General features: G+C 57.4%; 23 protein-coding genes and 1 tRNA gene. 8 read left to right on the forward strand and 16 right to left on the reverse strand.

All coding sequences use genetic code 11. The annotated features are described in order from the left end of the window. The first annotated feature begins 53 nt into the window (after nucleotides 1–53). The 6 genes from E5C26_RS15800 (at nucleotide 54) to E5C26_RS15825 (ending at nucleotide 7,500) form a co-directional block, all read left to right on the forward strand. The gene (locus E5C26_RS15800; protein ID WP_135317164.1) at nucleotides 54–734 is read left to right on the forward strand and encodes a TenA family protein; all 681 of its coding nucleotides are present in this window, start codon (nucleotides 54–56) and stop codon (nucleotides 732–734) included. After that, nucleotides 731–1,486 (forward strand): ABC transporter ATP-binding protein, encoded by a 756-nt coding sequence (locus E5C26_RS15805; protein WP_135317165.1) that lies wholly within the window; start codon nucleotides 731–733, stop codon nucleotides 1,484–1,486. The genes E5C26_RS15800 and E5C26_RS15805 overlap by 4 nt, the downstream gene beginning before the upstream one ends. Continuing rightward, on the forward strand, nucleotides 1,483–2,250 hold the full coding sequence (locus E5C26_RS15810; RefSeq protein ID WP_135317166.1) for an ABC transporter permease: 768 nt from the start codon (nucleotides 1,483–1,485) through the stop codon (nucleotides 2,248–2,250). Before E5C26_RS15805 ends, E5C26_RS15810 begins: the two co-directional genes overlap by 4 nt. A 16-nt stretch (nucleotides 2,251–2,266) precedes the next feature. After that, complete coding sequence (locus E5C26_RS15815; protein ID WP_135317167.1) at nucleotides 2,267–3,202, forward strand: ABC transporter substrate-binding protein; 936 nt, start codon at nucleotides 2,267–2,269, stop codon at nucleotides 3,200–3,202. A gap of 270 nt (nucleotides 3,203–3,472) precedes the next feature. Then, the gene (gene opgB / locus E5C26_RS15820; protein WP_135317168.1) at nucleotides 3,473–5,776 is read left to right on the forward strand and encodes a phosphatidylglycerol--membrane-oligosaccharide glycerophosphotransferase; all 2,304 of its coding nucleotides are present in this window, start codon (nucleotides 3,473–3,475) and stop codon (nucleotides 5,774–5,776) included. A 263-nt stretch (nucleotides 5,777–6,039) separates the two neighbouring features. Next, entirely contained in the window at nucleotides 6,040–7,500 is a 1,461-nt protein-coding gene (locus E5C26_RS15825; protein WP_135317169.1) for an AMP nucleosidase, read from the forward strand. Between the two features lie 24 nt (nucleotides 7,501–7,524). Here the strand turns inward: E5C26_RS15825 and E5C26_RS15830 are convergent, their stop codons facing one another. From E5C26_RS15830 to E5C26_RS15890, 13 genes are all read right to left on the reverse strand, one after another. Next, nucleotides 7,525–8,865, reverse strand: a complete 1,341-nt coding sequence (locus E5C26_RS15830; RefSeq protein WP_135317170.1) for an FKBP-type peptidyl-prolyl cis-trans isomerase N-terminal domain-containing protein — start codon at nucleotides 8,863–8,865, stop codon at nucleotides 7,525–7,527. Further along, nucleotides 8,862–9,341, reverse strand: a complete 480-nt coding sequence (locus tag E5C26_RS15835) for a hypothetical protein (protein WP_135317171.1) — start codon at nucleotides 9,339–9,341, stop codon at nucleotides 8,862–8,864. Before E5C26_RS15835 ends, E5C26_RS15830 begins: the two co-directional genes overlap by 4 nt. Before the next feature lie 33 nt (nucleotides 9,342–9,374). After that, on the reverse strand, nucleotides 9,375–10,148 hold the full coding sequence (locus E5C26_RS15840; RefSeq protein WP_135317172.1) for a helix-turn-helix domain-containing protein: 774 nt from the start codon (nucleotides 10,146–10,148) through the stop codon (nucleotides 9,375–9,377). A gap of 66 nt (nucleotides 10,149–10,214) precedes the next feature. Continuing rightward, on the reverse strand, nucleotides 10,215–11,246 hold the full coding sequence (locus E5C26_RS24985; protein WP_135317173.1) for a fimbrial protein: 1,032 nt from the start codon (nucleotides 11,244–11,246) through the stop codon (nucleotides 10,215–10,217). After that, on the reverse strand, nucleotides 11,246–11,758 hold the full coding sequence (locus E5C26_RS15850) for a fimbrial protein (RefSeq protein ID WP_135317702.1): 513 nt from the start codon (nucleotides 11,756–11,758) through the stop codon (nucleotides 11,246–11,248). The genes E5C26_RS24985 and E5C26_RS15850 overlap by 1 nt, the downstream gene beginning before the upstream one ends. Nucleotides 11,759–11,799: 41 nt before the next feature. After that, on the reverse strand, nucleotides 11,800–12,294 hold the full coding sequence (locus tag E5C26_RS15855; protein ID WP_135317174.1) for a fimbrial protein: 495 nt from the start codon (nucleotides 12,292–12,294) through the stop codon (nucleotides 11,800–11,802). A gap of 11 nt (nucleotides 12,295–12,305) precedes the next feature. Further along, nucleotides 12,306–12,806 (reverse strand): fimbrial protein, encoded by a 501-nt coding sequence (locus tag E5C26_RS15860; RefSeq protein WP_167796664.1) that lies wholly within the window; start codon nucleotides 12,804–12,806, stop codon nucleotides 12,306–12,308. 10 nt (nucleotides 12,807–12,816) lie between these two features. Then, complete coding sequence (locus E5C26_RS15865; RefSeq protein ID WP_135317176.1) at nucleotides 12,817–13,413, reverse strand: fimbrial protein; 597 nt, start codon at nucleotides 13,411–13,413, stop codon at nucleotides 12,817–12,819. Nucleotides 13,414–13,451: 38 nt separating this feature from the next. Continuing rightward, a complete protein-coding gene (locus E5C26_RS15870; protein WP_135317177.1) occupies nucleotides 13,452–14,195 on the reverse strand; it encodes a fimbria/pilus periplasmic chaperone in 744 nt (247 codons plus the stop codon). A gap of 36 nt (nucleotides 14,196–14,231) precedes the next feature. Then, nucleotides 14,232–16,802, reverse strand: a complete 2,571-nt coding sequence (locus tag E5C26_RS15875; protein ID WP_135317178.1) for an outer membrane usher protein — start codon at nucleotides 16,800–16,802, stop codon at nucleotides 14,232–14,234. Continuing rightward, nucleotides 16,802–17,287, reverse strand: coding sequence for a fimbrial protein (locus E5C26_RS15880; protein WP_240776047.1), 486 nt, complete (start codon nucleotides 17,285–17,287; stop codon nucleotides 16,802–16,804). The genes E5C26_RS15875 and E5C26_RS15880 overlap by 1 nt, the downstream gene beginning before the upstream one ends. Nucleotides 17,288–17,412: 125 nt before the next feature. Beyond that, nucleotides 17,413–17,991 carry a fimbrial protein gene (locus tag E5C26_RS15885; protein ID WP_135317180.1) on the reverse strand — a complete coding sequence of 193 codons (579 nt, stop codon included), beginning with the start codon at nucleotides 17,989–17,991 and terminating at the stop codon, nucleotides 17,413–17,415. Between the two features lie 488 nt (nucleotides 17,992–18,479). Continuing rightward, entirely contained in the window at nucleotides 18,480–19,073 is a 594-nt protein-coding gene (locus E5C26_RS15890; RefSeq protein WP_135317703.1) for a tyrosine-type DNA invertase, read from the reverse strand. A 348-nt stretch (nucleotides 19,074–19,421) separates the two neighbouring features. On the opposite strand from E5C26_RS15890, the gene E5C26_RS15895 reads away from it, so the two are divergent. Then, nucleotides 19,422–20,339, forward strand: a complete 918-nt coding sequence (locus tag E5C26_RS15895) for a bestrophin family protein (protein WP_135317181.1) — start codon at nucleotides 19,422–19,424, stop codon at nucleotides 20,337–20,339. Between the two features lie 5 nt (nucleotides 20,340–20,344). On the opposite strand, the gene nac is transcribed toward E5C26_RS15895, so the two are convergent. After that, on the reverse strand, nucleotides 20,345–21,268 hold the full coding sequence (gene nac, locus E5C26_RS15900; protein WP_135317182.1) for a nitrogen assimilation transcriptional regulator NAC: 924 nt from the start codon (nucleotides 21,266–21,268) through the stop codon (nucleotides 20,345–20,347). A gap of 348 nt (nucleotides 21,269–21,616) precedes the next feature. Here nac and E5C26_RS15905 point away from each other — a divergent pair. Further along, nucleotides 21,617–21,692, forward strand: a tRNA-Asn gene (locus E5C26_RS15905). A gap of 239 nt (nucleotides 21,693–21,931) precedes the next feature. On the opposite strand, the gene E5C26_RS15910 is transcribed toward E5C26_RS15905, so the two are convergent. Then, nucleotides 21,932–23,428: an efflux transporter outer membrane subunit gene (locus tag E5C26_RS15910; protein ID WP_135317183.1), complete on the reverse strand. Its 1,497-nt coding sequence runs from the start codon at nucleotides 23,426–23,428 to the stop codon at nucleotides 21,932–21,934. Nucleotides 23,429–23,441: 13 nt separating this feature from the next. Next, nucleotides 23,442–24,560, reverse strand: coding sequence for an ABC transporter permease (locus tag E5C26_RS15915; protein ID WP_135317184.1), 1,119 nt, complete (start codon nucleotides 24,558–24,560; stop codon nucleotides 23,442–23,444). Nucleotide 24,561 lies beyond the last annotated feature (1 nt).

Consider the following 24,561-nt stretch of genomic DNA (forward strand, 5'->3'; position numbering starts at 1 on the left):
TTGCCTGTTCATACCTCAGCGCGCCCGGATCTCCACTTACTTTTGGAGGTCCCATGTTTACTCCCCAATTCGACAACGGTCTTTACGGACAACTGCGCCAGCGCGCCGGTAACCACTGGCAGGACTACGTCGCTCACCCTTTTATTCAGCAACTGGCCGCCGGTACGCTGCCCGAGCCCGCTTTCCGCCGCTATCTGACCCAGGATTATCTGTTCCTGATCCACTTTGCCCGCGCTTACGCTCTGCTGGTCAGCAAACTGCGCACCCTGCCGGAGATGCGCACCGCCACCGCGTCACTCAATGCGATCGTGGCCGAGCTGCCTTTGCATCTGGCCTATTGCGCCGACTGGGGCCTCAGCGAGCCGCAGATTGCCGCCGAGCCCGAAGCCGCGGAAACCCTCAATTACACCCGCTATGTGCTCGATATCGGCCACTCAGGGGATGCTCTCGATCTGCTGGCGGCGCTGTTGCCCTGCGTCGCCGGCTATGCCGAGATCGGCCTGCGACTGCTGGGCGATCCTGCCACGGTGATGGAAGGCAACCCTTATGCCTCGTGGATCCGCAACTATGGCGATCCGGGCTACCTGGCCGGGGTGCAGGCCGCTCTCAGTCTGCTGGAAAACGTCGGCCACCAGCGTGGTGCCGAAAGCCGCCTGAACGAACTGTCAGTGATTTTCACCACCGCCACCCGGCTGGAGTCCGCCTTCTGGCAAATGGGGCTCAATGCCCAATGAGTATAGACAACGCGCAGCACCATGGTGGCAGGCCAGGGATCCAGGTACGGGATTTAACCCTGCGCTTTGGCCCGCAGGTGATTTTCGAACGGCTGAGTTTCGATATCTCAGGCGGCAGTTTTGTCGCCCTGCTCGGTGCCAGCGGTGCGGGCAAAACCAGCCTGTTGAAGATTATTGCCGGGCTGGCAAAACCCACCTCCGGCTCGGTGACCGGCAGCGATGGCCTGCCGATTGCCGGACGTATCGCTTATATGGGGCAAAAGGATTTGCTCTATCCGTGGCTGACCATTGACCAAAACATTAGCCTGGGTGCGCGGCTGCGCGGTGAAAAGGTCGATCGACACTGGGCGGAACACCTGCGTGAACGCGTGGGGCTGAGTGATTATGGCAATGCCTTACCGGCTGCGCTATCCGGAGGCATGCGTCAGCGCGCCGCCATCGCCCGTACCCTGTATGAACGCCAGCCAATTGTGCTGATGGATGAGCCTTTCTCGGCACTGGACACCATTACCCGCGCCATGATCCAGCAACTGGCCGCCGAACTGCTGGCGCAGCACACCGTGTTGCTGATTACCCACGACCCAATGGAGGCTTGCCGTCTCAGCCATCATCTGCTGGTGCTGTCCCGCCATCCTGCCGGTATCGACGATAGCCATGTTATCGAAGGTTTGCCGCCACGAGCGCCGGACGACCCGCAACTGCTGAAAAGCCAAAGCGAGCTGTTGTTGCAACTGGTGAGGGCCGCCGGATGAAACCGCAGGTAGAAAGCCGTCTGTCACGAATGCGCCGCAGCCTGACGGTGTTTGTCGGCCTGCTATTACTGTGGGGGCTGGCCACCCTGGGGGATATTCCGGCCTTTCTGCTGCCCTCACCCTCGGCGGTAGCGCAGGCGCTGTGGAACGACCGGGCTTACCTCGGTTACCACACGTTGATCACCGCCGCTGAAATTGCCTGCGGCCTGCTGGCCGGGGTGTTGCTCGGCACCGTACTGGCGCTGTGCATGATTTATTCCCCACGGCTGCAACGCTGGCTGATGCCGCTGGTGCTGACCAGCCAGGCGATCCCGGTGTTTGCACTGGCTCCCCTGCTGGTGCTGTGGTTTGGCTTTGGCATGAGCGCCAAAGTAGTGATGGCGGTGCTGGTGATCTTCTTCCCGGTCACCTCGGCCTTTTTCGATGGGCTACGCCGGGTCAATAACGATTATCTCGACTTGGCCCGCACCCTGCGCGCTTCTCCCTGGGCGCAACTGCGGCACGTGCGGCTGATGGCGGCGCTGCCGGCCTTTGGCTCCGGGCTGCGTATGGCCGCCGCCGTCGCCCCGATCGGCGCGATCATCGGTGAATGGGTCGGCTCGGCGGAAGGCCTGGGCTACGTGATGCTTAACGCCAACGCGCGCATGCAGACCGACGTCTGTTTTGCCGCGCTGTTTATTCTGGTGCTGATGACCGTCCTGCTTTGGGTGACGGTGGACGCACTGCTGCTGCGCCTGATCAACTGGGCGCCGGAAAATGACTGATAACAAGGGATCGACCATGATTAAGAATACCCTGTGCGGACTGCTGCTCAGCGCCACGTTGGCCGGACAAGCCACCGCCGCTGAAAAAATGACGCTGGTGCTCGACTGGTATATCAACCCCGATCACGCGCCGATTATGGTGGCCGAGCAGATCGGCGCCTTTAAGGCCGAAGGCCTGGACATCAAGATTGTGCCGCCTTCCGATCCGGCGCTGCCGCCACGGCTGGTAGCGGCCAAACAGGCCGATCTGGCTATTACCTATCAGCCGCAGCTGCATTTCTTTGCCGACCAGGGCCTGCCGCTGGTGCGAGTGGGCACCCTGATTAATTCACCGCTCAATACCCTGATCACGCTGGATAAAAGCATTACTACCCCCGCGGGGCTGAAGGGCAAAAAAATCGGTTACTCGGTCAGCGGCATCGAACAGGCCACACTGGCAACCATGCTCAAACATGAACATATCAACCCCGACGACACCAAAGCGATCAACGTTAACTTCCAGCTAACCAGCGCCCTGCTGGCAGGTCAGGTCGATGCGGTGATCGGCGGCTACCGCAATATTGAAGCGCTGGAGCTGAAATTGCAGGGCAAGGATCCGGTGGTGTTTAACGTGGAAGATTACGGCGTTCCGGCCTACGACGAACTGATTATCGTCGCCAATCGCGACGCGGTAGGCGAGCCGAAAATCAAAAAATTCCTCGCGGCGCTGAAAAAAGGCAATGATTACCTGCAAGCCCACCCGCAGGAAAGCTGGCTGGCGTTCGCCAAGGCCCACCCGGAACTGAATACCGAGTTGAACAAACAGGCCTGGCAAGCCAGCCTGCCGCTGTTCGCCCGCGATCCGGCTAAACTGGATAAGGCACGCTATCAGGCCTACGAACAGTTCCTGTTCGACAACAAGCTGATCAAGAAAATCACCCCGGTGGAGCAATATGCGGTGGAGCTGAATTAAAGGAGCGCATTATTGGTCTGCTTCCCCTCACCCTGACCCTCTCCCCAAGGAGAGGGCATATTTTGTGCTCTGCTGCCCTCAGACGTGATTAGTGTCACAGTACTGTCACAAAAATGACCAATCGCGCTCTGCCGCATCGACGCAGCGCAAACTCACATTGACCCTGCCGCTTTCAATGCGCTATACCCTTCCTCTTTCGCGCTGTGCGCGGGTCAACGGCATTTGTCAGGGCAGTTAAGATTTTCTTTTTAATCAGACAGGGTACGGTGGATGGTTTCAGCATTAATTTCGTTTGCACTTTTTTTAGCCTCAATTCTCATCTACCGGACCCGGGCCGCCGCCAACCGTTGGTGGCTGGCCACCCTGCTGACGTTGCTGGGCAGCTATCTGATCCTTAACGTGGTGTTGATCGCCAGTAACTACTTTACCGGCGATGGCATTACCGATGCGGTGCTCTACACCCTCACCAGCAGCCTGAAGGGCGCCGGCATCGGCAAATACCTGCTGCCGTTTATCGGCCTGTTGGCGGTGCTGGCGCTGATCTTCGCCGTGCTGACCTGGAGCCTGGTGCGGCGCAAGGCAAAAAGCAGCAGTGTGGTTTACAGTGTGCTCGCCGTGCTGCTGGCGCTGTTTTCCGTCGGCACCACCCCGGCCTTTCAAGACATCTCCCTGCTGGTCAGAAGCCAGATCAGCGGTGATACCGCCGACTTTGATACCTATTACAAAGCGCCGAAAAAGAGCGTGCAGGGTAAAGCGCCGAACCTGGTGTATATCTATGCCGAAAGCCTGGAAAGAACCTACCTGGATGCGGATCTCTTCCCCGGCCTGAGCGACGAACTGAATCAGCACCGCGAAAACAGCATTGATTTTAGCAACACCCAACAGTTGCCCGGCACCGGCTACACCATTGCCGGTATGGTCGCCTCGCAGTGCGGTATCCCGCTGTTTGCGCCGTTTGACGGCAACGCCTCCAGCGCCGTGTCCACCTTTTACCCGGAAAACATCTGCCTGGGCGACGTGCTGAAATCTGCCGGCTACGACAACTACTTTTATCAGGGTGCCGAACTGGCCTTCGCAGGCAAAGACACCTTCCTGAAATCGCACGGCTTTGACCATGCCTACGGCTTTAAAGAATTGCGTGGCCAGGTCAACGACCCAGGCTACAAAAATGACTGGGGCTGGTACGACGATACCGTGCTGGATCTGGTGTTCGATAAGTTTGTCGAGCTGTCCAAACAGGATAAAAAGTTCTCGCTGTTTGCGTTGACCGTCGACACCCACCACCCAGACGGTTTTATCTCCGCCAGTTGCAGCAAAAAGTCGTTCAGTTGGCAGAACAAAGAAAACCGCTCGTTAAGCGCGGTGGCCTGTAGCCAGCAACACATTGCGGCACTGATCGACAAAATCAAAGCGTCCGACTATTTCAAAAACACCGTTATCGTGGTGTCTTCGGATCATCTGGCGATGAACAACACCGCCTATGACATTCTGACCAAACAAAAACGCCGCAACCTGTTCTTTATTATCGACGGGACTCACCCGCAAGCCGCGTTGCATAACGAGAAGCGCAGCACGCTGGACAACGGTGCCACGGTGCTCGACGTGATGGGCGGCGATAACTACATTGGCCTTGGCCGCAGCAGCCTGTCCAGCCCGACGTTGGCGACGGTGTTCCTGAATATCGACGAGAAAATCAACGCCTGGAAACCGGCGGTGGTCAAGCAATGGGGCTTCCCGAACAGCATCAGCGACTTTAGCCTGGATAACCAGGGCAGCCGTTTTAGCTTTTCCGGCATGACCTTTAAGGTGCCGTTTATTCTGAAGGTGACGGATAACAAGATTGAGCCGATGTTTAACGTCTATCTGTCCACGCCGCTGAAAAAACAGCTTGCCGGTTTGGGTGCGGGCGAGAAGTTCGTCTGGGTCGACAAATGCTATGAAATCGGCCGGGTATGGGCGCCCGAGCTGGCGCTGAGCACCGATACCTGCGTCGCGTCGGGCAATCTGGCAGCCCCACCGCATATCGTGCAGGCCAAAGGCGGGAGCTATCGCGGCAAGGTCAATTTTAGCAGCCCAGAGGCGGACAGCGTTGCCGCCTACCAGAACGCCATAGATAAGCTGAAAGTGGACGATGCGGCGGTTAAATATCGTGCGGACGCCATCGCCTTCATGCTACCGGGTATGCCGGAACAGGTGAAGGCGATCACCGGCGTGGCCGCCGTCGAGGACTGGGGCCGCTGGTCCGACGCCAACCTGGCACCGAAGGTGAATATCGATTACGTCGACCCGCTGCCGTCCGTCTTCGATCTGGTGCTGCGCGCCCGCGCCTACGGCAAAAATATCGGTGAACCGATCTCGGTACGGGTTGGCGATCAGGAGCAGTTTGTGACGCTCACCGATAAGGACACAACCGTGACGCTGCGCTTTGACAACCCCGGCGGCGCGCAGAACATCAGCATCACCCCTCCAGCACCGACCGAACCGCAGGAAGCGGCCAGCGGCGGCTTTACACCGAAAAAACTCGGTATCGGTCTGGTCTCGCTGAAGGTCGAACAGGCCGCCCCCGCCTCCTGAACATCACCTGATAAGGGCTAAACCTGTAGGGGTCGAACATGTTCGACCCGATTTAACCCATTGATTATGCTATAGGGCGCAGCATGCAGCGCCCCTACCATGAAACAACAGAGCACTTTTTCTACGGCCTGAGGGGCGAATTTATTCGCCCCTTACCCTTTCTCAAAAGCTTTTGCGCCCGTCTTCAGCTAACCTGTTGCTGTGAATTGATTTCGGCATCCGCCTGCCTCCCGCCACAGAGCCGGGAGAACCAAGGAGAAAGTATGATCAGTCAGCAATCCGGCACCGGCCTTACCCCCGCTCAGGCGATCGATAAACTGGAAGCGCTGTATGACGCCTCGGTTGAAGCACTGCGCCAGGCAGTGGGCGACTTTATCAGTCATGGCGGCCTGCCCGACATGCAGGCTCGCACCCAGGGGCTGTTTGTTTACCCGGAACTGCGCGTCAGTTGGGACGGCACCTCGCCCGGACAGACCAAAACCCGTGCCTATGGCCGCTTCACCCATACCGGCTGTTACACCACCACCATTACCCGTCCGCAGTTATTTCGCCACTATCTGACCGAACAATTGACCCTGCTGGCGAGTGAATACGATGCGCATATCGAAGTGCGGCCGTCGCAGCTGGAAATTCCTTTCCCTTATGTGATTGACGGCTCCAACCTGATGCTGGATCGCACCATGAGCGCCAGCCTGGCTCAGCATTTCCCCACCACCGAGTTGGCGCAGATTGGTGATGAAACCGCCGATGGCCTGTTCCACGCCACCAGCACCTTCCCGCTGTCGCATTTTGACGCATTGCGGGCCGATTTTTCGCTGGCGCGGCTGCGGCACTACACCGGTACCCCGGTGGAACATTTCCAGCCATTCGTGCTGTTCACCAACTACACCCGTTACGTGGATGAGTTTGTGCGCTGGGCCTGTGCCGAGATAGCCGATCCGGCCAGCCCCTATATTGCGCTGTCCAGCGCCGGCGGCATCTATATCACGCCGGAAACCACCGCCCCGGATCAGGCCGTTTCTGACCTGGCCTGGAAGAACCACCAAATGCCGGCCTACCACCTGATTTCTCGCACCGGCCAGGGTATCACGCTGATCAATATCGGCGTTGGCCCGTCCAATGCCAAAACCATTTGTGACCATCTGGCGGTATTGCGCCCCAGCGCCTGGCTGATGATTGGCCACTGCGGCGGCCTGCGCGAAAGCCAGTCGATTGGCGACTATGTGCTGGCCCACGCCTACCTGCGTGACGATCACGTGCTCGATTCGGTACTGCCGCCGGATATCCCAATTCCGAGTATTGCCGAAGTGCAGCGCGCGCTGTATGACGCCACCAAAATGGTCAGCGGCATGCCCGGCGAAGAGGTCAAACAACGCCTGCGCACCGGGACAGTGGTCACCACCGACGACCGTAACTGGGAATTGCGCTATTCCGCTTCGGCGCTGCGTTTTAACCTCAGCCGCGCTGTGGCGGTAGATATGGAAAGCGCCACCATCGCCGCTCAGGGTTACCGGTTTCGGGTGCCTTACGGTACGCTGCTGTGCGTTTCCGACAAACCGCTGCACGGCGAGATCAAACTGCCGGGGCAGGCCAACCGCTTCTATGAAGGCGCAATCTCGGAACACTTGCAGATAGGCATTTGCGCCATCGATCTGCTGCGTGCCGAGGGCGATCGCCTGCATTCCCGTAAGCTGCGCACCTTTAACGAGCCGCCATTCCGCTAATGACCGCCCCGCTGCCACTGCCGGTTATTTCTTGGCGGTGCGTGGCGGGGTCAAGCCCTTCAGGTCATAACTCAGCACGGTGAACGCCTCGACGCCACGCGGTAACGGCAGTGAACCGTAAACCGACTTAGCCAACGCATAAGCCTGCACCTCACTACCTTCACCGAGCAATGGCAACGCCTCACGCACCACGGCCGGCATTTCGTCGGTCACCGTCAATACCAGTTGCGGCAATGTACTGACCGTACGCCCATCGACGATGGCTTCCGTCAGCGACAGCATCACCGGCGCATCCGGATCGCGGATAGTCTTGCCCTTTTTCACCACAAAATAGGTGATACCATCCACTTGTTTCACTGGTGTGCGCCCCTGGCTCTTCTTGGCGATTAACGCTTCGCCGTCGCTGACTTGTTTGCTCACCTGCTGCTGCAGTTTGGTGGCGAACTGGAGATAAACGGCATCCATATCGGCCTTTTTCATCTGCATGTTGCCCTTCAGGCCGTCGCTGATGCCGGCCAGCACGCCACTTTGCTCCAGCGTCAAGCCGGCGCTGGTGTAACTCTGCAAGCGATCGCGCAGGCTGGCGGCAATGCTCTGGCCGACCACGTAGTCCTGCTTGCCGCTTGGGGTGGTCAGATCGGCCTGCGGACCGGCGGGCCGGGCACGTAACGCGGCCAATGCCGTTTGCGCTGCCGCCAGTTCCGCCGTGCGGGCGCTGAGCTGTTTCTGGTTATCCCCGCTCAGGGCCAACTGAGCATGCAGTGCATCCAATTGCCGCTGCTGAACCCGCAACTGGCCGTCACGTTCTTTGAGTGCATCACCGGTGGTCGCAAGATGCGCCGCCGCCGAGCGCTCTTTGGCCAATTGGCTCTCCAGCTGCTGTTGCAGGGCCGTTTTATCGGCTGCCAGCGTGGCGCGCGCCGCTTCGCTGTCCAGCAATTTTTGGTCATCCCGGCTGCCGGAAGCCACCTGTACACTTAACTTTTGCAGTTTTTCTTGCAGGGCTGATTGCTCACTCACCGCCGCCTGTTGTTGTGTTTGGCTGGCCGTCAGCTGTTCCTTAAGCCGGGCGATTTCCGCCTGCAACGCACCCGCCTGGCGGCGAGCGGACTGGGCCTGACGCGCCGCGGCAGCGGCCGCTGAAACGGATGCCGGTGCTGCGGCGGTTTTCTTTTCATCGCCCCCCTTTTGCTGTTGCGAGGCGATCAAGGCACCCAAACCATAGCCGTTATCCTGCTGCGGCCGCACCAGAGCGTCGACCGAAGACAGCGGTTCCGGTGGGGTATAAGCCGCCGTCGCCCCCCCGGCGAAACACAGGGGAACCGCCAGCAGGCTGCGCGCCGTGACTGACCAGACTTTGATCATTGCCCACGCCCCTGCGGGATATCCGCCTGCGCCATCAGCGACTGCGACAGCGCATTACGAATACGCCAACACAGGCTGGCCATGCCGTACTGGTAGCGCGGCGTCATAATGTCGTTGATATCGTTACTGATACCGGCCTGCACATCCATATAACGCCGACCGCTGGCCACCAGATGATCCATCTCGCTGCGATAGCGGCCATAGTGCGCGGCATTCACCGTCTTCAGCGCCGCCAGCTCGTTATTGCATTGCGTGACCTTGCTGTCTTTTTCCACTGCCTGTGGCGCTTGCGGTTCGGCTGCGGGTTTGGCAGCAACGGGGGTCACTTTCATCGGCGTCGCCGCCATATTGCCGGTGCCCTGCGGGCGCAGCCGTGCCTCCGGTGAGGTTGTACACCCACCAAGAAGCAGAAAACCACCGACCATGCCCATCATCACACTGCGACGCAGGGCGCCGGACCTAAAGTAAGCATTCATATTCTGGTTAAAGCCCTTGTAATTTCTCGATAATTAACGTTTCAGGTTTTGCCACTCGGTATCGAAATAGGTGACGTTATGCACTGGCGGCGGTAAACACGCCAACGGCAGCGGATAGCCAACCAGCATCAGGCGGAAGAGCTCGTCCAGCAGCGAGAACAGCAACATCATTTCCCGCCCGCCGCGAATGTGCAGGCGCTTAAAGACATCCACCTTGTGGCCGCTGACCGTTTTTTCATGAATTTGCAGCCGCCGGGCAATATCCTGCTGTTTCACGCCCTGACGCAGCAGGCGCAATACCCCCCGCTGACGAAAGCTGAGATCAATATCGGCCTTGGGCAGCGGCGGCAGATAAACGGCCCGCACCAGGGATGGGTTCAGCAGTGCTGACAACACCTGTCGCAACAAGTCACACGTCATATACACGTCCAGCACCCTCAGACTGGGGATGCGGTTCATCAGCGCTGCAAACAGCGGTTGCAGTTCATCGGTCAGCACCACCTGCCGACAAAAAGGAGACACCTCGGCCACCTGTTTGAGCGTTGCCAGCGCTCCCTGTAATGAAGCGACGCCATACGAATAGGCGTAAATCACCAGCACCGGCAATTTGCTGTTTTTGACCGCGCGCACCACATCCGCCAGCGTGGAAACCACCACCGGTTCCACTCCGGCAGGCAGCAATGGCTGGCTCAATGCCTGCAAGCCCTGCCGCCAAAAAACGTCTTGCGAATAAATCACCACCCGGGTAATCGCCTCGGCATCCGGCAGATGCACGTCAGCGGCAGGCTGTCGATAGATAAAGTCCATGATCGTGCTCCCTGATTAACGGATCCCTGCTCGCCACAGCGCTGGTCTGCGGCGAGTTCAGTTGGCTTACAGCTCTGTTACCACCAGCGTGCCCGAGGCACTAAAGTCGCCGGTGGCAATATCCAGCGCCTTGGTTTTCGGGTTGCGCAGCACCGAGAAACCTATTTTTTTACTCGCATCCCCCGGCACTTTCATGGTGAACGAATCCCCCAGCTTGGCCGCGACGCCACCGACGGTCACCTGCACACCCAAATCGGGGTTGCTGGTCGCCAGTTGCGACGTCGACCAGGAGGTCGCGGTCATATTGAGTTTGACGGAGAAGTTGTGGGCATTGGCACCAGTGCAGGTCAAAGTCAGATCTTTGGTTTGTTCGCTACTGGACGTGGCAGAAATGTCACTACGCTCGAGGTTGCCAAAGGCAATGTCCCAATTTTCTGATGACTTGACTGCGCAGTTATCGGGTGTAGGCGGAGGCAATTTACTCTTACCACAAGCATAGCCGTAATAATCAGTACTCCACTCGGCTCCCTTCTGGTCGCGGAAAATCAAACATGCTCCGTTCTCCCCTCCTAGAAATTGCCCCTCCAGGACTTCTGGCGTGCCTGCTGCGCGATTCATACAATCCGCCCAGGCTTCACCAGGTGTACATGCCCACCCGGTTCCTTCAGCAACTGAGCGCGTAGACTGTCCAGACTTACAGTCACCTGCAATGGCTCCCGAGCACAACTGGAGAGTGGGTGTAACATAGGTTACATCCGGCGGGACGTAGCCACGGCCCTGAACTCCCGAATCGATAAAAGTCAGCGTTGCGCCAAGTGGACCAGATAGACCATCGCGGCGAACAAACTGGGAACCTGAATTCCGGCACCATGTACCAGTGCCTGTATATCCACAATTCCTAAACGCGTACTGCATCGATGCGGACGCTGGCATCGAAGCTATCAATAGTGGAACAGCAATCAGGAATAAGGACAGACCGACTGCCCATGCTGGAATTATGTTTTTTCTCACCCTTCCTCCTTGTCCAACTGCCCTCACCGTGTTTGCGATTACTTTCCTAAAACCTGGCAGGCAGCCGCTAGTTGCGTTCGTTGTCATCACGGGTAGTCCAACGCAAAGGTGGCTACCGCAGTAAAATCGCCGGTCACAATCTGGTGCTCCTTTATCGCCGCCGGTTCGCCTTGCACATAGTTCATCAGCGTCAGCGTGGTGGTATCTTTGGTCAGCGCCATCAGCGGCGTGGCCTTGTTGATCGGCAGCGACGTACCGTCCGCCAGTTCCATGCCGATGGCAATGCCCCCTGCGCCCCCGGCGTTCACCGCCAGTAACCCCGGCAAGGCCACCGACTCGGTGCCCTTGAAGGTCAGCGACACCGTTTTGCCCAGCGACAGGTCACAGCCCAGCAAACGGATAGTGATCGGCTTACTGTGGGTGCGGGTATTGAGGTACAGGTACTTGTCGACAACCGTGCCAAAATCCAGCGAAATATCGGTGGTTTTCGGGTCCAGCTCGCAAGGGTCCGCCACCAGGGTGCCGTCAAAACGCAGGTTATCGGTGGTTGCCGCCTGCGCGCCCGCCGTCATCAACAGGGTCAGCAACAGTGCCGGCATACGCACTGCCCACAGCGGGTGAATTCTGTTTCGTCGTTGCATCATTCGTACTCCGCCAGCAGGGTTGCAGTGGCTGTGAACGGCTTTTCAACCAGCGTCACGTTAGGATCCTTGACCGGCACCACCTCCAGCTTCGGCGGCGTCTTGTAGGTGATCTTCATCCGGCTGTTGAGGGTAAAGGCCTTGCCGTCCTGCAACACCCGTATCCCCAGACCGTCGGCGTTGGTCTTCACCGCCGCCAGATCAAACCCGGTGGGCGTGCCTTTTACCGACAGCATCAGCGCCACACCGGCATCCGGTTCATCACAGAGCAGGCTGTAACTGATCTTTTGCAGATAGCGGCTACCGTCCACCTTGTTGACGCCCACGTTGCCGAAATGCACCGCTATATCCTGGTCATTGCTGATATGGCAGGGGCGCTGTTTCAGTACCCCGTGAAAGGTCACGTCGATCTGGTCGCCGGTCTGCGTTGCCCCGGCCTGAAAGCTCAGCGCCATCGCCAGCATTGCCGCCGACAGCCCTTTGTATTGCGTCATCTTTCTGCCCCTCAGTTAAAACCGACAATTAAGGTCGCAGACCCGTTGAACGCCTGACCATTCTGAAAGTCGGCATCCTTTTGCTTGACCAGCACCGCGTCAAACTTGGGCGGCGCGGCAGGATCGACGTCTACCCACTGGTTCAGTGCCAGGGCGGTACCGCCGTTTTGCAAGCTGATCCCCAGCCCCTTGGCGTCGGTTTTCAGCAACGTGCCGTCAAAATCGGCAGCGGTACCCGTCAGCTTCATTTGAATGGCTTTGCCTCCCGGGTCCCCCTTGCAAACCAGGGTGTACGGCAGGCGCTGTTTGTAGGCACTGTCCTTGATGTCATTGATAAACACATCGCCAAACTCGACCGCAATAGGGCCAGTGCCGGTGAAGGTGCAACTGCCGTTCGCCACCACGGTGCCACTGATTTTCACGTTGATGGTGGTGTCATCCATTTTGGCCAGTGCGGTGCCGGACAACAGCAATGACGCCAGCGCCAAGGCACACCCAAAGATGTTTTGCATCATCCGCACCTCAGTCATAATTCAGCCGAAAATCCACGCTGGCGCGAAACGCCCCCGGAGCCAGTGCGGCCCGGGTACGCTCCGGTACCACGTAGTAGGTCAACTGGTCGTTGTAGGGCGTCAAAAATTGCGGGATGCCGCGCGCCCCTAGCAGCACATCGCGCCGCTGGCTGTCCAGCAGCCGCAGGCCCAGCCCGGAGGCACCGCGTGCCTGCACCAGCGCCGGGTTGTCGTCGTCCATACGGGCGGCAAACGACACCGACACCACCGGCTGAATAGCGTCCCAGGTCAGGTTGGCGGTGCGATCATCACGCTGACGCCCGCCAACCGGCAGGCAGTCGCGCAATTGCAGTTGCACCGCCACCGGCTCACCCCGGTCGCCCGGCCGCTGTAAGGTCGCCGTCGGAATAACCCCCATTTCCACCTGCTGAAACAGTGACGTCATATCCAGCCGGCAGGCCCCGGCCGACAGTGCGCCGCTGATATGCAGTTCGCCGTGCGCGCCCTCGACGCCCCAGTTGTCCGGCGCGGCCTGTGCCGACATCGCCGTGCCCATCAACGCCAGCGCGGCAATCCAGACCGGCGGGGTTCGATCAATCCTGTTCATACCTTTCTCCTTGTTGATTGCCGCGTTGCATGCCGCGCTTAACCGGCCTTGCTGCTGCGCACGCTGCAGGTAGCGCCGTTACAACCAAACACCAGTTTCGGGCGGCCGCCATAGTCGTTGATGTAAGTCAGCACCGGGGCAGAGCCCAGCGCCGCCGCCGACCCGCCCAGCATCACCTTGCCTTTGGGGGCGATCATCACCGGGTCAACGCCCGGGATATCCTTGCCGCCCAGAGCCGCCGAAGCACTTGCCAGGGTGATAAAGTAGGGGGTCGGGTTATTGACCTGATACTTGTCCCCCACCCGCGTCAGCGTCAGCTTCTCCTGCCAGGCCTTGGCATCACGGGTCACCAGCGCCGCCGGGCGATAAAACAGTTTGATGCGTGTCTGTAGCGCGATTTGCAGGGTGTTGGGCTTGCTGCTCTTGGGCGGGATTTCGCGCAGGTTGAAGTAAAACAGGCTTTCCCTGTCCTGCGGCAGCTTTGCCACCTCCGGTGCAGCCTGGATTTTCACCTGGCTTTTCGCCCCCGGTTCAACCCGTTGCAACGGTGGCAACACCATCAACGGCGAGGTGACCTTGTTGCCTCCGGCATCTTCTATCCAGCCCTGAGCCAGATAAGGCAGTTCCTTGTTCTGGTTGCTGATGCTCAGGCTCATGGATTTCTGGTCGCCATTAAAAATGACGCGGGTACGATCCAGCGCGATGGCGGCAAACGCTTGCTGCATGCCCAGCACACCGCTCAACAAGACGGCAGTCACCGCCAGGGAAGTCTTTAATTTCATCTTTCTCACTCACTGTTATTGGCTTTCAGGGTCAGGCTAGGATTCAACGGCCGCCAGCGCGGTGGTATCAGTGGCTTTAGTGACCGCCGTTCCTGCCACTGTCTGGCACGGCAGCAACAATGCCGATGCGGGGAGCGGGCTGGGTAAATGCACCCGGCACTGGGTCTGGCCATTCCAGCGCACGTCCATGCCTTCCCCCGGATTTAGCCCGGTCAGCCACACGCTGCCTTCGTCATTGACGATGCCGGTTTGATAGTGGTGGTCGTTGACCACGATGGCCCCGAACGGCGGCGCGCTGCCGTCGGCCAGTTTGATCACCGCCATGGCTTTCTGGCCCGCTACCACGCTGAACTTGCGGTAGCCGATCGCCCCTTCGGTCAGGGTGCCCTGTACCACTGACTGGTTGGCGTCGACGTTATCCGGCAGCTTGTTGACGTTCACCGAGATGCTGTTGCGGTAATAGCTGTTAATGTCACTCACCACCGCCTTGCCAAACATGTTGGTGTCCGTGGTGCCGCCGTAGCCCTGCACCGGCACGCCGCTAACGCCGGCGGTGTCCACCATCATGCGGGTACCGCCGAGCGTAGTAACCCGGTGCAATGCCGCACCTTTGGGCGTCACCGTCGCGCCGCCCTGCATCGCCAGGCCCAGCGAGCTATACTGGCTGCCCTGGTAGCTGGCATTGGCGGTCACTTCGGCAATATCGCCGTCATGGGTGAAGTAGCCGCTGGCAGTGCCGCGCCCGCCGTTGCCCACCCCGCCGGTCAGGCGGTAGGTGTTGTTATCATCAATACGGTCGTAATAACCGACGGTGTTGGTACTGCCTGCGCGAGTGGACTGATTGTTGTAGCTCAGCGTCCCGGTTCTGCCCCAGGGCACGCTCACCCCCAGGTAAACCCCGTCGTCGTGGCTGTTGTTGAACACCGTGCGGTAGGCCGACAGGCTCAGGCTGATGTTCTTGAATGAACCGATGTCGAAATAGCGCGACAGCGACAGGTTATAGTTGTTGTTAGCCGGCCGGTCCCAATAGGTCTGGTGGCTGGCAGTCAGGAACGCGCTCAACCCCAGAGTGCGGAACTGCTTGTTAAACGAAACGGTATACATCTGCTTGCTGTTGCTGTAATTGCCGCCGTGGTAACGCGCATCCAGGTATTGCGACATGCTCATGTAGTTACGTTCGGAGAAGCGATAACCGGCGAAGGTCACCTGGCTGTCATATTCGTCAAAACGCTTGGAGTAGTTCAGCCGCCAGGAGGTGCCGGACGGCGTCCCCTTGCCCGGCAACTCGGCACGTGACTGCGTGGCGTCCAGCGACAGGGCCCCAAAGGCCAGCAGATCACGGCCCACCCCGAGTGCCAGCGCCTTATAACCGGCGGAAAGCAGCCCGCCGCCGAACAATGACCAGCCGTTGCTGACCCCCCAGGAAAATTCGCCGCCGCTAAACACCTGGCCTTCGCTGTTGTGGCGGTAGTTGGACGGTTTACCGGCCATCATCTTGTAGCGCACCAGGCCCGGACGCGTCAGGTAAGGCACATCTGCCGTATCCACCTGGAAAGTGCGCTCGCTGCCGTCCTGTTCCTGAATGCGCACATCCAATTTGCCCATGGTGGCGGAGTTCAAATCCTGAATGCGGAACGGCCCCGCCGGGACCTGGGTTTCATACAACACCCGCCCCTGCTGGCTGACAGTCACCTTGGCGTTGGTTTTCGCTACCCCGGTCACTTCCGGCGCATAGCCACGCAGATTCGGCGGCAACATGTTGTCGTCGGACACCAGGCTGGCACCGGTGTAACGGAAGCTGTCAAAAATATTGGAACTGAGGTAATCCTCACCCAGCGTCAGCTTGGCGCGCAGTGCTGCTATCGCACGGTACAGGTAATAACGGCTCCAGTCCCAGCGTTGCTGTGAGCCGCTGTTCTGGCCGGTAGTATGGTCATACTGCGCCTGCCAGTCGGCACGAAAGCGCCAGGCCCCTAGGTTGGCCCCGGTGGTGCCATTGCCGCTCAGCGACTGATTGTTTTGCCCCTGACTTTGCCTGACCGTTTGCGCGTTGACGTTATAGTCAAACAGCATGCCGGCAATGCCCTGGTCCCAGCGGGATGGCGGATCCCAGTTCTCGTCGGTGTATTCCAGGTAGGCCTGCGGCAGGTTCATATACAGCGAACCGGACCCCAGGTCAGCCCGCGTCTGCATCCCCTTGAGGGAGTCGAGCGCCAGACATTGCCCCTGATGCCACCAGGCCAGGTTGCGTTGCACCGAAGCTTTCAGCCCCAGTTGATCCACCATCGCCGGCGTCAGACAGGGCACGCTGCCCTTGGCGTCGTCCGGTGGCGGCAGAAAGGTGATCGGCTGCTCCGGCAGCTCCTGTTTATTGACCCGCAGCACCAGAGAATACTGGCCCGGCATGATGTAACCGGCACGGGAGAATTCGCTCAGGTCAACGGCATCTCGATCTTTGACGTCCAGCACGTCGGTGTTGAATTCGATGCTGTCGGCCGCCAACGCCTGTTGCCCTGCGGTGCCCAGCATCAAGCCAACCCACACCGCCAAAGGGCGCAATATCCATATAGTTCGCGAGGGAAACAACAACACGGCATGTTCCTTCATCAGTAATAATCCATTTTGAACCGCACCGTGGTGCGATAGGCCCCCGCGCGCAATATCTGATGCGTGCCAACCAGCCGCAGGCGGTAATCCAGCCGCGTCTCCCCTGGTGCCAACGCCCCGGGCGGCATCGGCACGCCGGACTGCGCCACGTTGCCGGCGGCATCGGTGATTTGTATCCCCATCCCCTCAGCCTGCCCGCTGCTGCCAAACAAGGCGCTGTCGGTGATATCACCGGCAAAGGTCACGCGGAATTGGGTCCAGTCGGCACGGCCGGGGCGCATCTGTTGCAATGAGCAGTTAACCAGTTGAATGCTGAACGGGCTGACCGGCCCTTCGCCATCGCGCATCAGTTGGCCAATCGGCAACACCGCCAGATCAATCGACTGGTCGCGGCTGCTGACGGCGATGGCACAGGGCACATCGACAATCGAGCCCTGCATATTGACCACCCCCTGCCCCTGGTGGGCGAGGGTTGCAAACGACACCCCAAGCCCGCAAATAACCCACAGGCAAGGCGTAAAACATGAAGACCTAAAACTCAACATGAGGCGACCTCGCTTCAGTCGGGTAGCGCCAGAAAGGGACGGGCGCAATCGCGCCCGTGCGAGGCTTACTGATAGGCCAGCGTGAAGTTGGCGACCGATTTGAAGTCACCCGGAACAATGGTGGAATAGGTGGTGGAGGCCGCCGTACTGCCACTGGCCGCGGTGGTGGTGGACTCACCCTGCAGGTAAGCAGCAAAAGCCAGAATGTTAGTGCCGTCACTGACTTTAATAGCGGTGGTAGGTTCGCCCAGCTTAATGGCCGTGCCCCCCTGACTCAGCACGATAGACGCGCCGCTGGCAGTGCCGCTCAGGCCCAAATTACTGGCATTGGCTTTAGACGGAGCACCGGTGAAGGTGGTGGTAACGGTTTTATCGGTCAGATCTGAGATATCGCAGCTCTGCAGTTTGATGTTGAAGTTCTGTGGTGAGGATTTGCCGCCCTTCTCCAGTGCCTTGTTGGCCACGCTGCCCAGATTGACGGTCTGGTCGACAGAATCTGGCGCAATGGAGCAAGGTGCCTTGATGATAGAGCCGGTAAAGGTCACGGTACCGCTGCCCTGGTTGGCGGCATTGGCGGTGGACACTACTGAGCCCAGTGCTACGGTGGCCAACACGGCCGCAATCAGATTTTTGTTCATGTTCATGCTTTGTAATCCCTTAAAAGACGTGATTTTCAATTCCGGTTCCCAATAAGGCCGGAACAAGGCTGGTGTTCATTCACGGCAGACGGACATCCCTCCGCCGCCACCAAATTCACCCCAAAACAAAACGGCAAAGCCTTCCAGGCAATGTTCCATTTTGTATCAAAGTGACACATTTAGTTTTATCATCTATTTATGATTAATTTATTGGTTATAAATTCTAATTAAATTCATTTATCGGTACGAATAACCAAAAAAATGACGAATAATCCGAGATAATCGCTATGCAAGCAGAAATGGTGTGGCAGAAAATGCTATGAGGATCCGATAGACGCAAAAAAGGGGATAAAATAAGTGTTATTTATCAGTTATATACAAGAATTGGTTGACGGGACTTGACAAAATAGGGGGGCATTCTTAATATGGCGACACTTTGATACAAAATGACACATTTTTATTAAAGTAACTCACTGATTAATAATGAATTGCTGTTATTCCGCTTTTACTCTTACCCTTAAATTCCGCACCCCATTTCGAGTCCAGATTTCATTGAATCGCTGCGAATTGCTGGCGGTGTAGATCACCGTATGATTGATATTACGGTGACCCAGATAATCCTGTATCAGCCGCGTATCCGCCCCTAAATCGGCCAGTGCAAACCCACAGGCATGGCGTAGCATATGCGGGTGTGCGGTCACATCGACCCCGGCCAGTCGGCCAAGACGCTTGAGCAGGCTGTATACCGCCTGCCTGCAAAGCGGCCCGCCCTTTTGCGACAGAAACAGCCAGGGAGCCGAGCGGTCATCCAGGGTAAATCGGTGCGCCAGCCAGGCATGCAGATATGGCAACTCCTCCGGCGTTAAAGGATGGGTAGTGGAGAACCCGTTTTTAAGTCGCCGGACATGAACAATGCCAGCCTCCAGATTAATGTCTGACAGGGTCAAACGAACCAATTCACTGACCCGAAAGCCGTGAATAAAACACATTTTTAACAGACAGGCATCGCGTTGCGGATGTCGGCCCCGTGCTGCGGCGCGCAAGATTTTTTCAATCTCGTTGCGGGTTAAATATTTACGTTGCTTCACCATAATCTCACCTTACTAAACAGATTTATCTTCTCCTATGTTGATGCCGAGCAGACAGTCTGACCGCTGGTCGCCTTCCCCCGCTCGCCGGGAGCATCCCGCGCCCACGCTATTACCATAGCGTATGCGTCATCAGAAAATGTAATGAAAACGAAATAAAAATCTGAGGGTTATGGCAGGAAACAGTTCAATTTCGGTGCAGGATCCTTGCCGCCACAGGGCGTCAGGCTCAACCTTGCAGCCTCTGATCTTCGGCGAAATTTTTAACTTTTACTCATCAGAACGTTGATGATCGCGCTGCTAATCTGTTACAACAGCGGCTCTTATTCCCCAGTAATAACCACTCTTATGATTGTCAGACCTCAGCAACACTGGTTCAGACGGCTTTTCGTCTGGCACGGTTCGGTGCTCTCCAAAATTCTGTTTCGTCTCAGCCTTAACGTGGCGATGTCAATTGTTGCCGTGCTCTGTTTCCAGTGGTACGAACACCTGGGCGTCAAACTCACTCTGGCCCCCTTTAGCTTGCTGGGCGTGGCGATCGCTATCTTTCTCGGCTTTCGCAACAGTGTCAGTTATGCGCGTTTCACCGAAGCACGGTTACTGTGGGGCGGACTGTTAATTGTCCAACGTTCGCTGCTGCGCCAGGTTAAAAGCCTGCTGCCGCACCAGGATCAGGCTGCGCGTGACTTTGCCGCCCTGCTGATGGCGTTTAGCTACTGCCTGAAACACCAACTGCGCGGCAGCGATAGCAGCGCAGACCTGCAGCGCCTGCTACCCAACGCCGACCTGTTGGCCATTAGAAACAGCGCCTCCCCCTGCAACCGACTGTTGTTGATGATGGGCCAATGGCTGGGTGAGAAACGGCAATCGGCACAGCTGTCAGACGTACTTTTTCATAGCATCGACCAGAACCTCAACCGCCTGTCGGAGATCCTCGGGGGCTGCGAGCGTATCGCCAATACGCCGATCCCCTTTGCCTACAGCCTGATCGTTCACCGCACTGTCTACCTGTTCTGCACCCTGCTGCCCTTTGCGCTGGTGCCGGATCTGCACTACATGACGCCGCTGGTGTCGGTATTTATCTCCTATACCTTTATCTCGCTGGATTCCCTGGCAGAAGAGCTGGAAGATCCATTTGGCACCGCCGCCAACGATCTGCCGCTCAATGCCATGTGCAATGCCATTGAGATCAACCTGCGCGAAATGAATGACGAGACGGATTTACCCGCCGTCACCCAGCCGGACAGCCGCTACCAACTCAGCTAATCGAATTATTGCACCAACGCCAGCACGCGTTTTTCCTGACTGCGGCTGGCAGCGATAGAAAGCAGGATCTCCTTCACCACCAGCGCGGGGGCTGACAGGGACTGCTGAGTGGAAGTGCACAGTGAAAGCGGTACGTTCAATGACGGTGCATTGATACGCGCCATCCATGCCTTGGCCGGGCCAATCATCGCGCGCGCCACCGACTCTGGCAAAATGGTGGCGCCCAGGCCACTGGCAATGGCCGCGCTCAGCGTGCCTGGGGCTTCAATTTCACCAATCACGTTGACGGCCAGTTTACGTATCGCCATAGCTTCCTCCACCTGACTACGTACCACATCCCCCTCGCGCGGTAAGAATAAGTTCAGCCGGGCAACGTCCAACAGCTCAACGCTATTGCCTGGGTTTGGTACCGCACGCGTCGCCACCAGATAAAGATCTTCGCGCATTAACGCCGTCGCTTGCAGGCCCGTGGGCATTTTAGCGCCGTAGATCACCGCCATATCCAGGTTCTGGTTGGCGACCTGCCCGGCCAGTGTCGAGCCGATATTTTCATTCAGACTGAGCAAAATACCCGGATGTTGATCGCGCACCGCCTGCAACAGCGGCAATGCCAGCTGTGACGCCAGGCTGCCCGGCGCCAGCCCGACGGAAACATGGCCGCTCATCGCCTGCCCGGCGCTATTGACCGCGCTTTGCGCCTGTTCACACTGGCGCAAAATGGTCTGGGCATGGGCATAAAGAATATTGCCGGCTTCGGTAGGTTGTACCCCGCGCTTGGTGCGGATCAGCAACTGCTGTTTCAGTTCTCCTTCCAGCGTCGCCAACTGTTGGCTGAGGGCCGGTTGGGCAATATGCAGCACTTCTGCCGCCTGGGTCAGGCTGCCGATATCGACGATTTTTACGAAATACTTAAGACGTCTGAAATTCATACTGCCTCCGTCATGCCACTTGGCTGGGTTAAGATAAACCACAGCAAGATCCGGGCCAGACAGACGGAATAAGAGAAATCACCAACTAATCGACGGAAAAATAAGAAAAAATGATGTTAAAGTCGGTAATACCTCCCCCTGCACAGGCGGGGAATAGCCAAAGCTTGCACCAACATAACGCATGATGGCATGGGTTAGTGGTAGACAGTGAACCACTGCGCAGCAGTGCAGCGATAAAAGCCATAAAAAGCAGCAGGTTGAATAATCTTGCAGCAAACGAAACATCAAGGCGTTTTCTGACTTTACAAGCCTGAGTCACCCCGTTATTATTCGCACCGTTCAAACGATTCCTCTGTAGTTCAGTCGGTAGAACGGCGGACTGTTAATCCGTATGTCACTGGTTCGAGTCCAGTCAGAGGAGCCAACTTCTTGTTTTCATGTCGCTTTGCAAATCCCTCCGTATTTCCGACCCCATCAATTAGCGTGTAAAATCCCCCCTGATGCATTTTTAGTTTCCTCTCTGCATCGGAAGAATTTGGTGCTCAGATTCAGAATTGGGCTCAAGAAAGTTCGGTAACGAAACACATCAATATTTATTGATTTAAAATCAGCAAGTTACCCAACCCGCAAAGCCCTTTAAAGTTTCCGTTCCACCTAATCTGATCAGCGGGGATAATTGCCCACTGCGCGGTTCACTGCCGCCCATGCCGTCATCACATCGCGCTGGCTCACAGCCAACGCCTGCCTGGCCTGGATATTGCTGCGCTGCGCATCCAGCACATCGATAAAATTGCTGAGTCCGCCATCGTAGCGTGCCTGGATTAGCTTCAGTGCCTGTTCGGCACTGTCTGCGCGGATTTGTTGCTCAGCCAGTTTTTGCTGCGCAGCGGCATAACGACTCAGGGCATCATCAATTTCCTGCCACGCCTTTAGAACTGTTTTGTGATAATCGACCGCCGCCTGCTGCTGATCGGTTTCCCGCAAAACCACCGTCGCCTTACGACGACCACGATCAAACAGCGGCAGATTAAGACTCGGCCCCACTGACCAACTGCGGCTGCCCCACTCCGTGAAATTATCCGCGCTGTAGGTATCCATACCGATACGTGCCCCCAGCGTAATGCTCGGATAAAGTTCAGCTTGAGCGACGCCGATACTGGCCGTTGCTGAATGCAGCTTTGCTTCTGCCGCCCGAATGTCGGGACGATTGAGTGCCACCTCCGATGGAATACCCATTTGCAGCGGTGGCAATTTGTCTGGTTTCAGGCTGTCTGCACGATATTGCAGTTGTTGCTGCAACGCGCCAGGATGTTCGTCCAACAACAAAAGCAGCTGGTTCATCGCTACCCCCTCCTGCGCCTGAAGGTCTATCAGGTTCGCCCGGGTAGCAGCAAGTTCACTGCGTTGTCTTTCCTGGCTGGTCTCATCCAGTTCTCCCCCTTCTGTGCGCGCCTGAATCAGAGAAAGACGTTCATCCAGTGCTTTTTCATCCTGTTTTGCGAGCAAAATTTGCTGCTGAATGCCGCGCAGGTTGTAATAGTTATTCACCACATCGCCGACAATACTCAGCCTTGCCATCTCCAGCATCGCTTTCTGGGATTGAACATCCGCGTCAGAGGCTTCGATTGCGCGACGTACATGTCCCCACAGATCGATTTCCCATGAGAAATCCAGTCCACCCTGATACCAGTTCGACGGCGCGGCCATCAGTTGTATGAGTTCGTCCGGGTTCGGCAACGCTTCCTTCAGAGCACGTGTCGAGGGGCTGTTCTCGCTTTGCTGAATGCGGGTAACGCTGCCAGTGGCGTTCACCGTCGGCGTTTGCTGCGAAGCCGTTATCTGCTGCTGGGCACGGGCACTGGCAAACCGCAACGTGGCGGTGCGAATATCGGGGCTCGCCGATAAAGCTTTCTCTACCAGAGCATTGAGCACAGGATCGTTATAGCGTTTCCACCACTGGTTATCTGAGACAACACTGCCGCCCGGTAACGCGTGCAACGCGGCATCACCGCTGCGCCAGGTTGTCCAGTCGGTCGGCGCCGCTGCCTTTGGTTCTTTGAAATCCGGACCGACTGTACAACCACTGATGAGGGTCAGTGCAGTCATCGCCGCCAGCGCGGATAATGCATGACGATTGAAAAGTGAAAAACGGTTATTCATCTGGATCCCTGCATCAGTAAAGTCGGTTGCGAAACAGCCACGCGGCCAACGGCATGGTGATGACTGCCATGGCTATCATGGGAATAAAATCAAGGGCGACGTCGCTAAACCCGGCACCTTCGAGATAGACCCGCCGCACCAGGTCAATGGCAAAACGCAGTGGGTTGGCATAAGTCAGGGTATCAAGTACCGCAGGCATGGTTTGGACCGGCGTCAACAACCCGGAAAGCAACATCAACGGCATGATGAGTAAGAAGGTATACAACATGGCCTGCTGCATGTTGATGGAAACCGCTGAAATCGACAGGCCCAGACCGACAGCGGCAATATTGAAGCTGAGCAGTCCGAAATAGAGCAGAAACAGCGATCCGTTCATCGGGATCTGGAACCAGAATAAAATCACCAACAAGATGATTGTCGACTGCACCAGTCCAACCAAAACCGGCGGGATAGCTTTGCCAATCAGCAGTTGCATAGGCGTAAAAGGTGTGACCAGCAATTGGTCAAAGGTCCCCTGCTCCCGTTCTCTGGCGACCGAAAGAGCCGACAACAGCAGAGTCTGCATCATACTGATTGCCGCAATCAACGTGGGCATCAGTCCCCATCGAGACTCAAGATTCGGGTTATACCAGGCGCGGACCTCAACATTTATCGGTGAGAGATTGCCTGTCCTGCGCTGGTTAAAGTCGTTGACCACCGCGCTGATATATCCTGCTGCTGCCCCTGCGGTCGAGGAATTACGGCCATCGAGGATCACCTGTAACGGTGACGTCTGCCCCTGGTTTAGCTTACTTTCAAAATCAGGCGGAAATGTCAGTACCATCAGAGCCTTGCCATCCATCACCACCTGCTGAATTTGCGACGCCGACGTCAGCGTGGCAGTCCGGTTAAATACACCTGTCCCATCCAGATGCGAGATGATCTGGGTTGAAGCCTGACCACGGCTTTGATCCAGTACCGCATAATCAACGTGGTTAACATCGTAGGTGGCCGCGTAGCCAAACAGTAATGCCTGCATAAAAACGGGAGCAATCAGGATCACCCTGTTGGCGGGTTCTTTAACGATGGTCAGAATTTCTTTTCTTATCAGAAAGCTGATGTGCCGCAACCATTGTTGGAGTTCAGATATCATG

This window comes from Serratia proteamaculans (assembly GCF_004684015.1).
GTDB lineage: Bacteria > Pseudomonadota > Gammaproteobacteria > Enterobacterales > Enterobacteriaceae > Serratia > Serratia proteamaculans_F.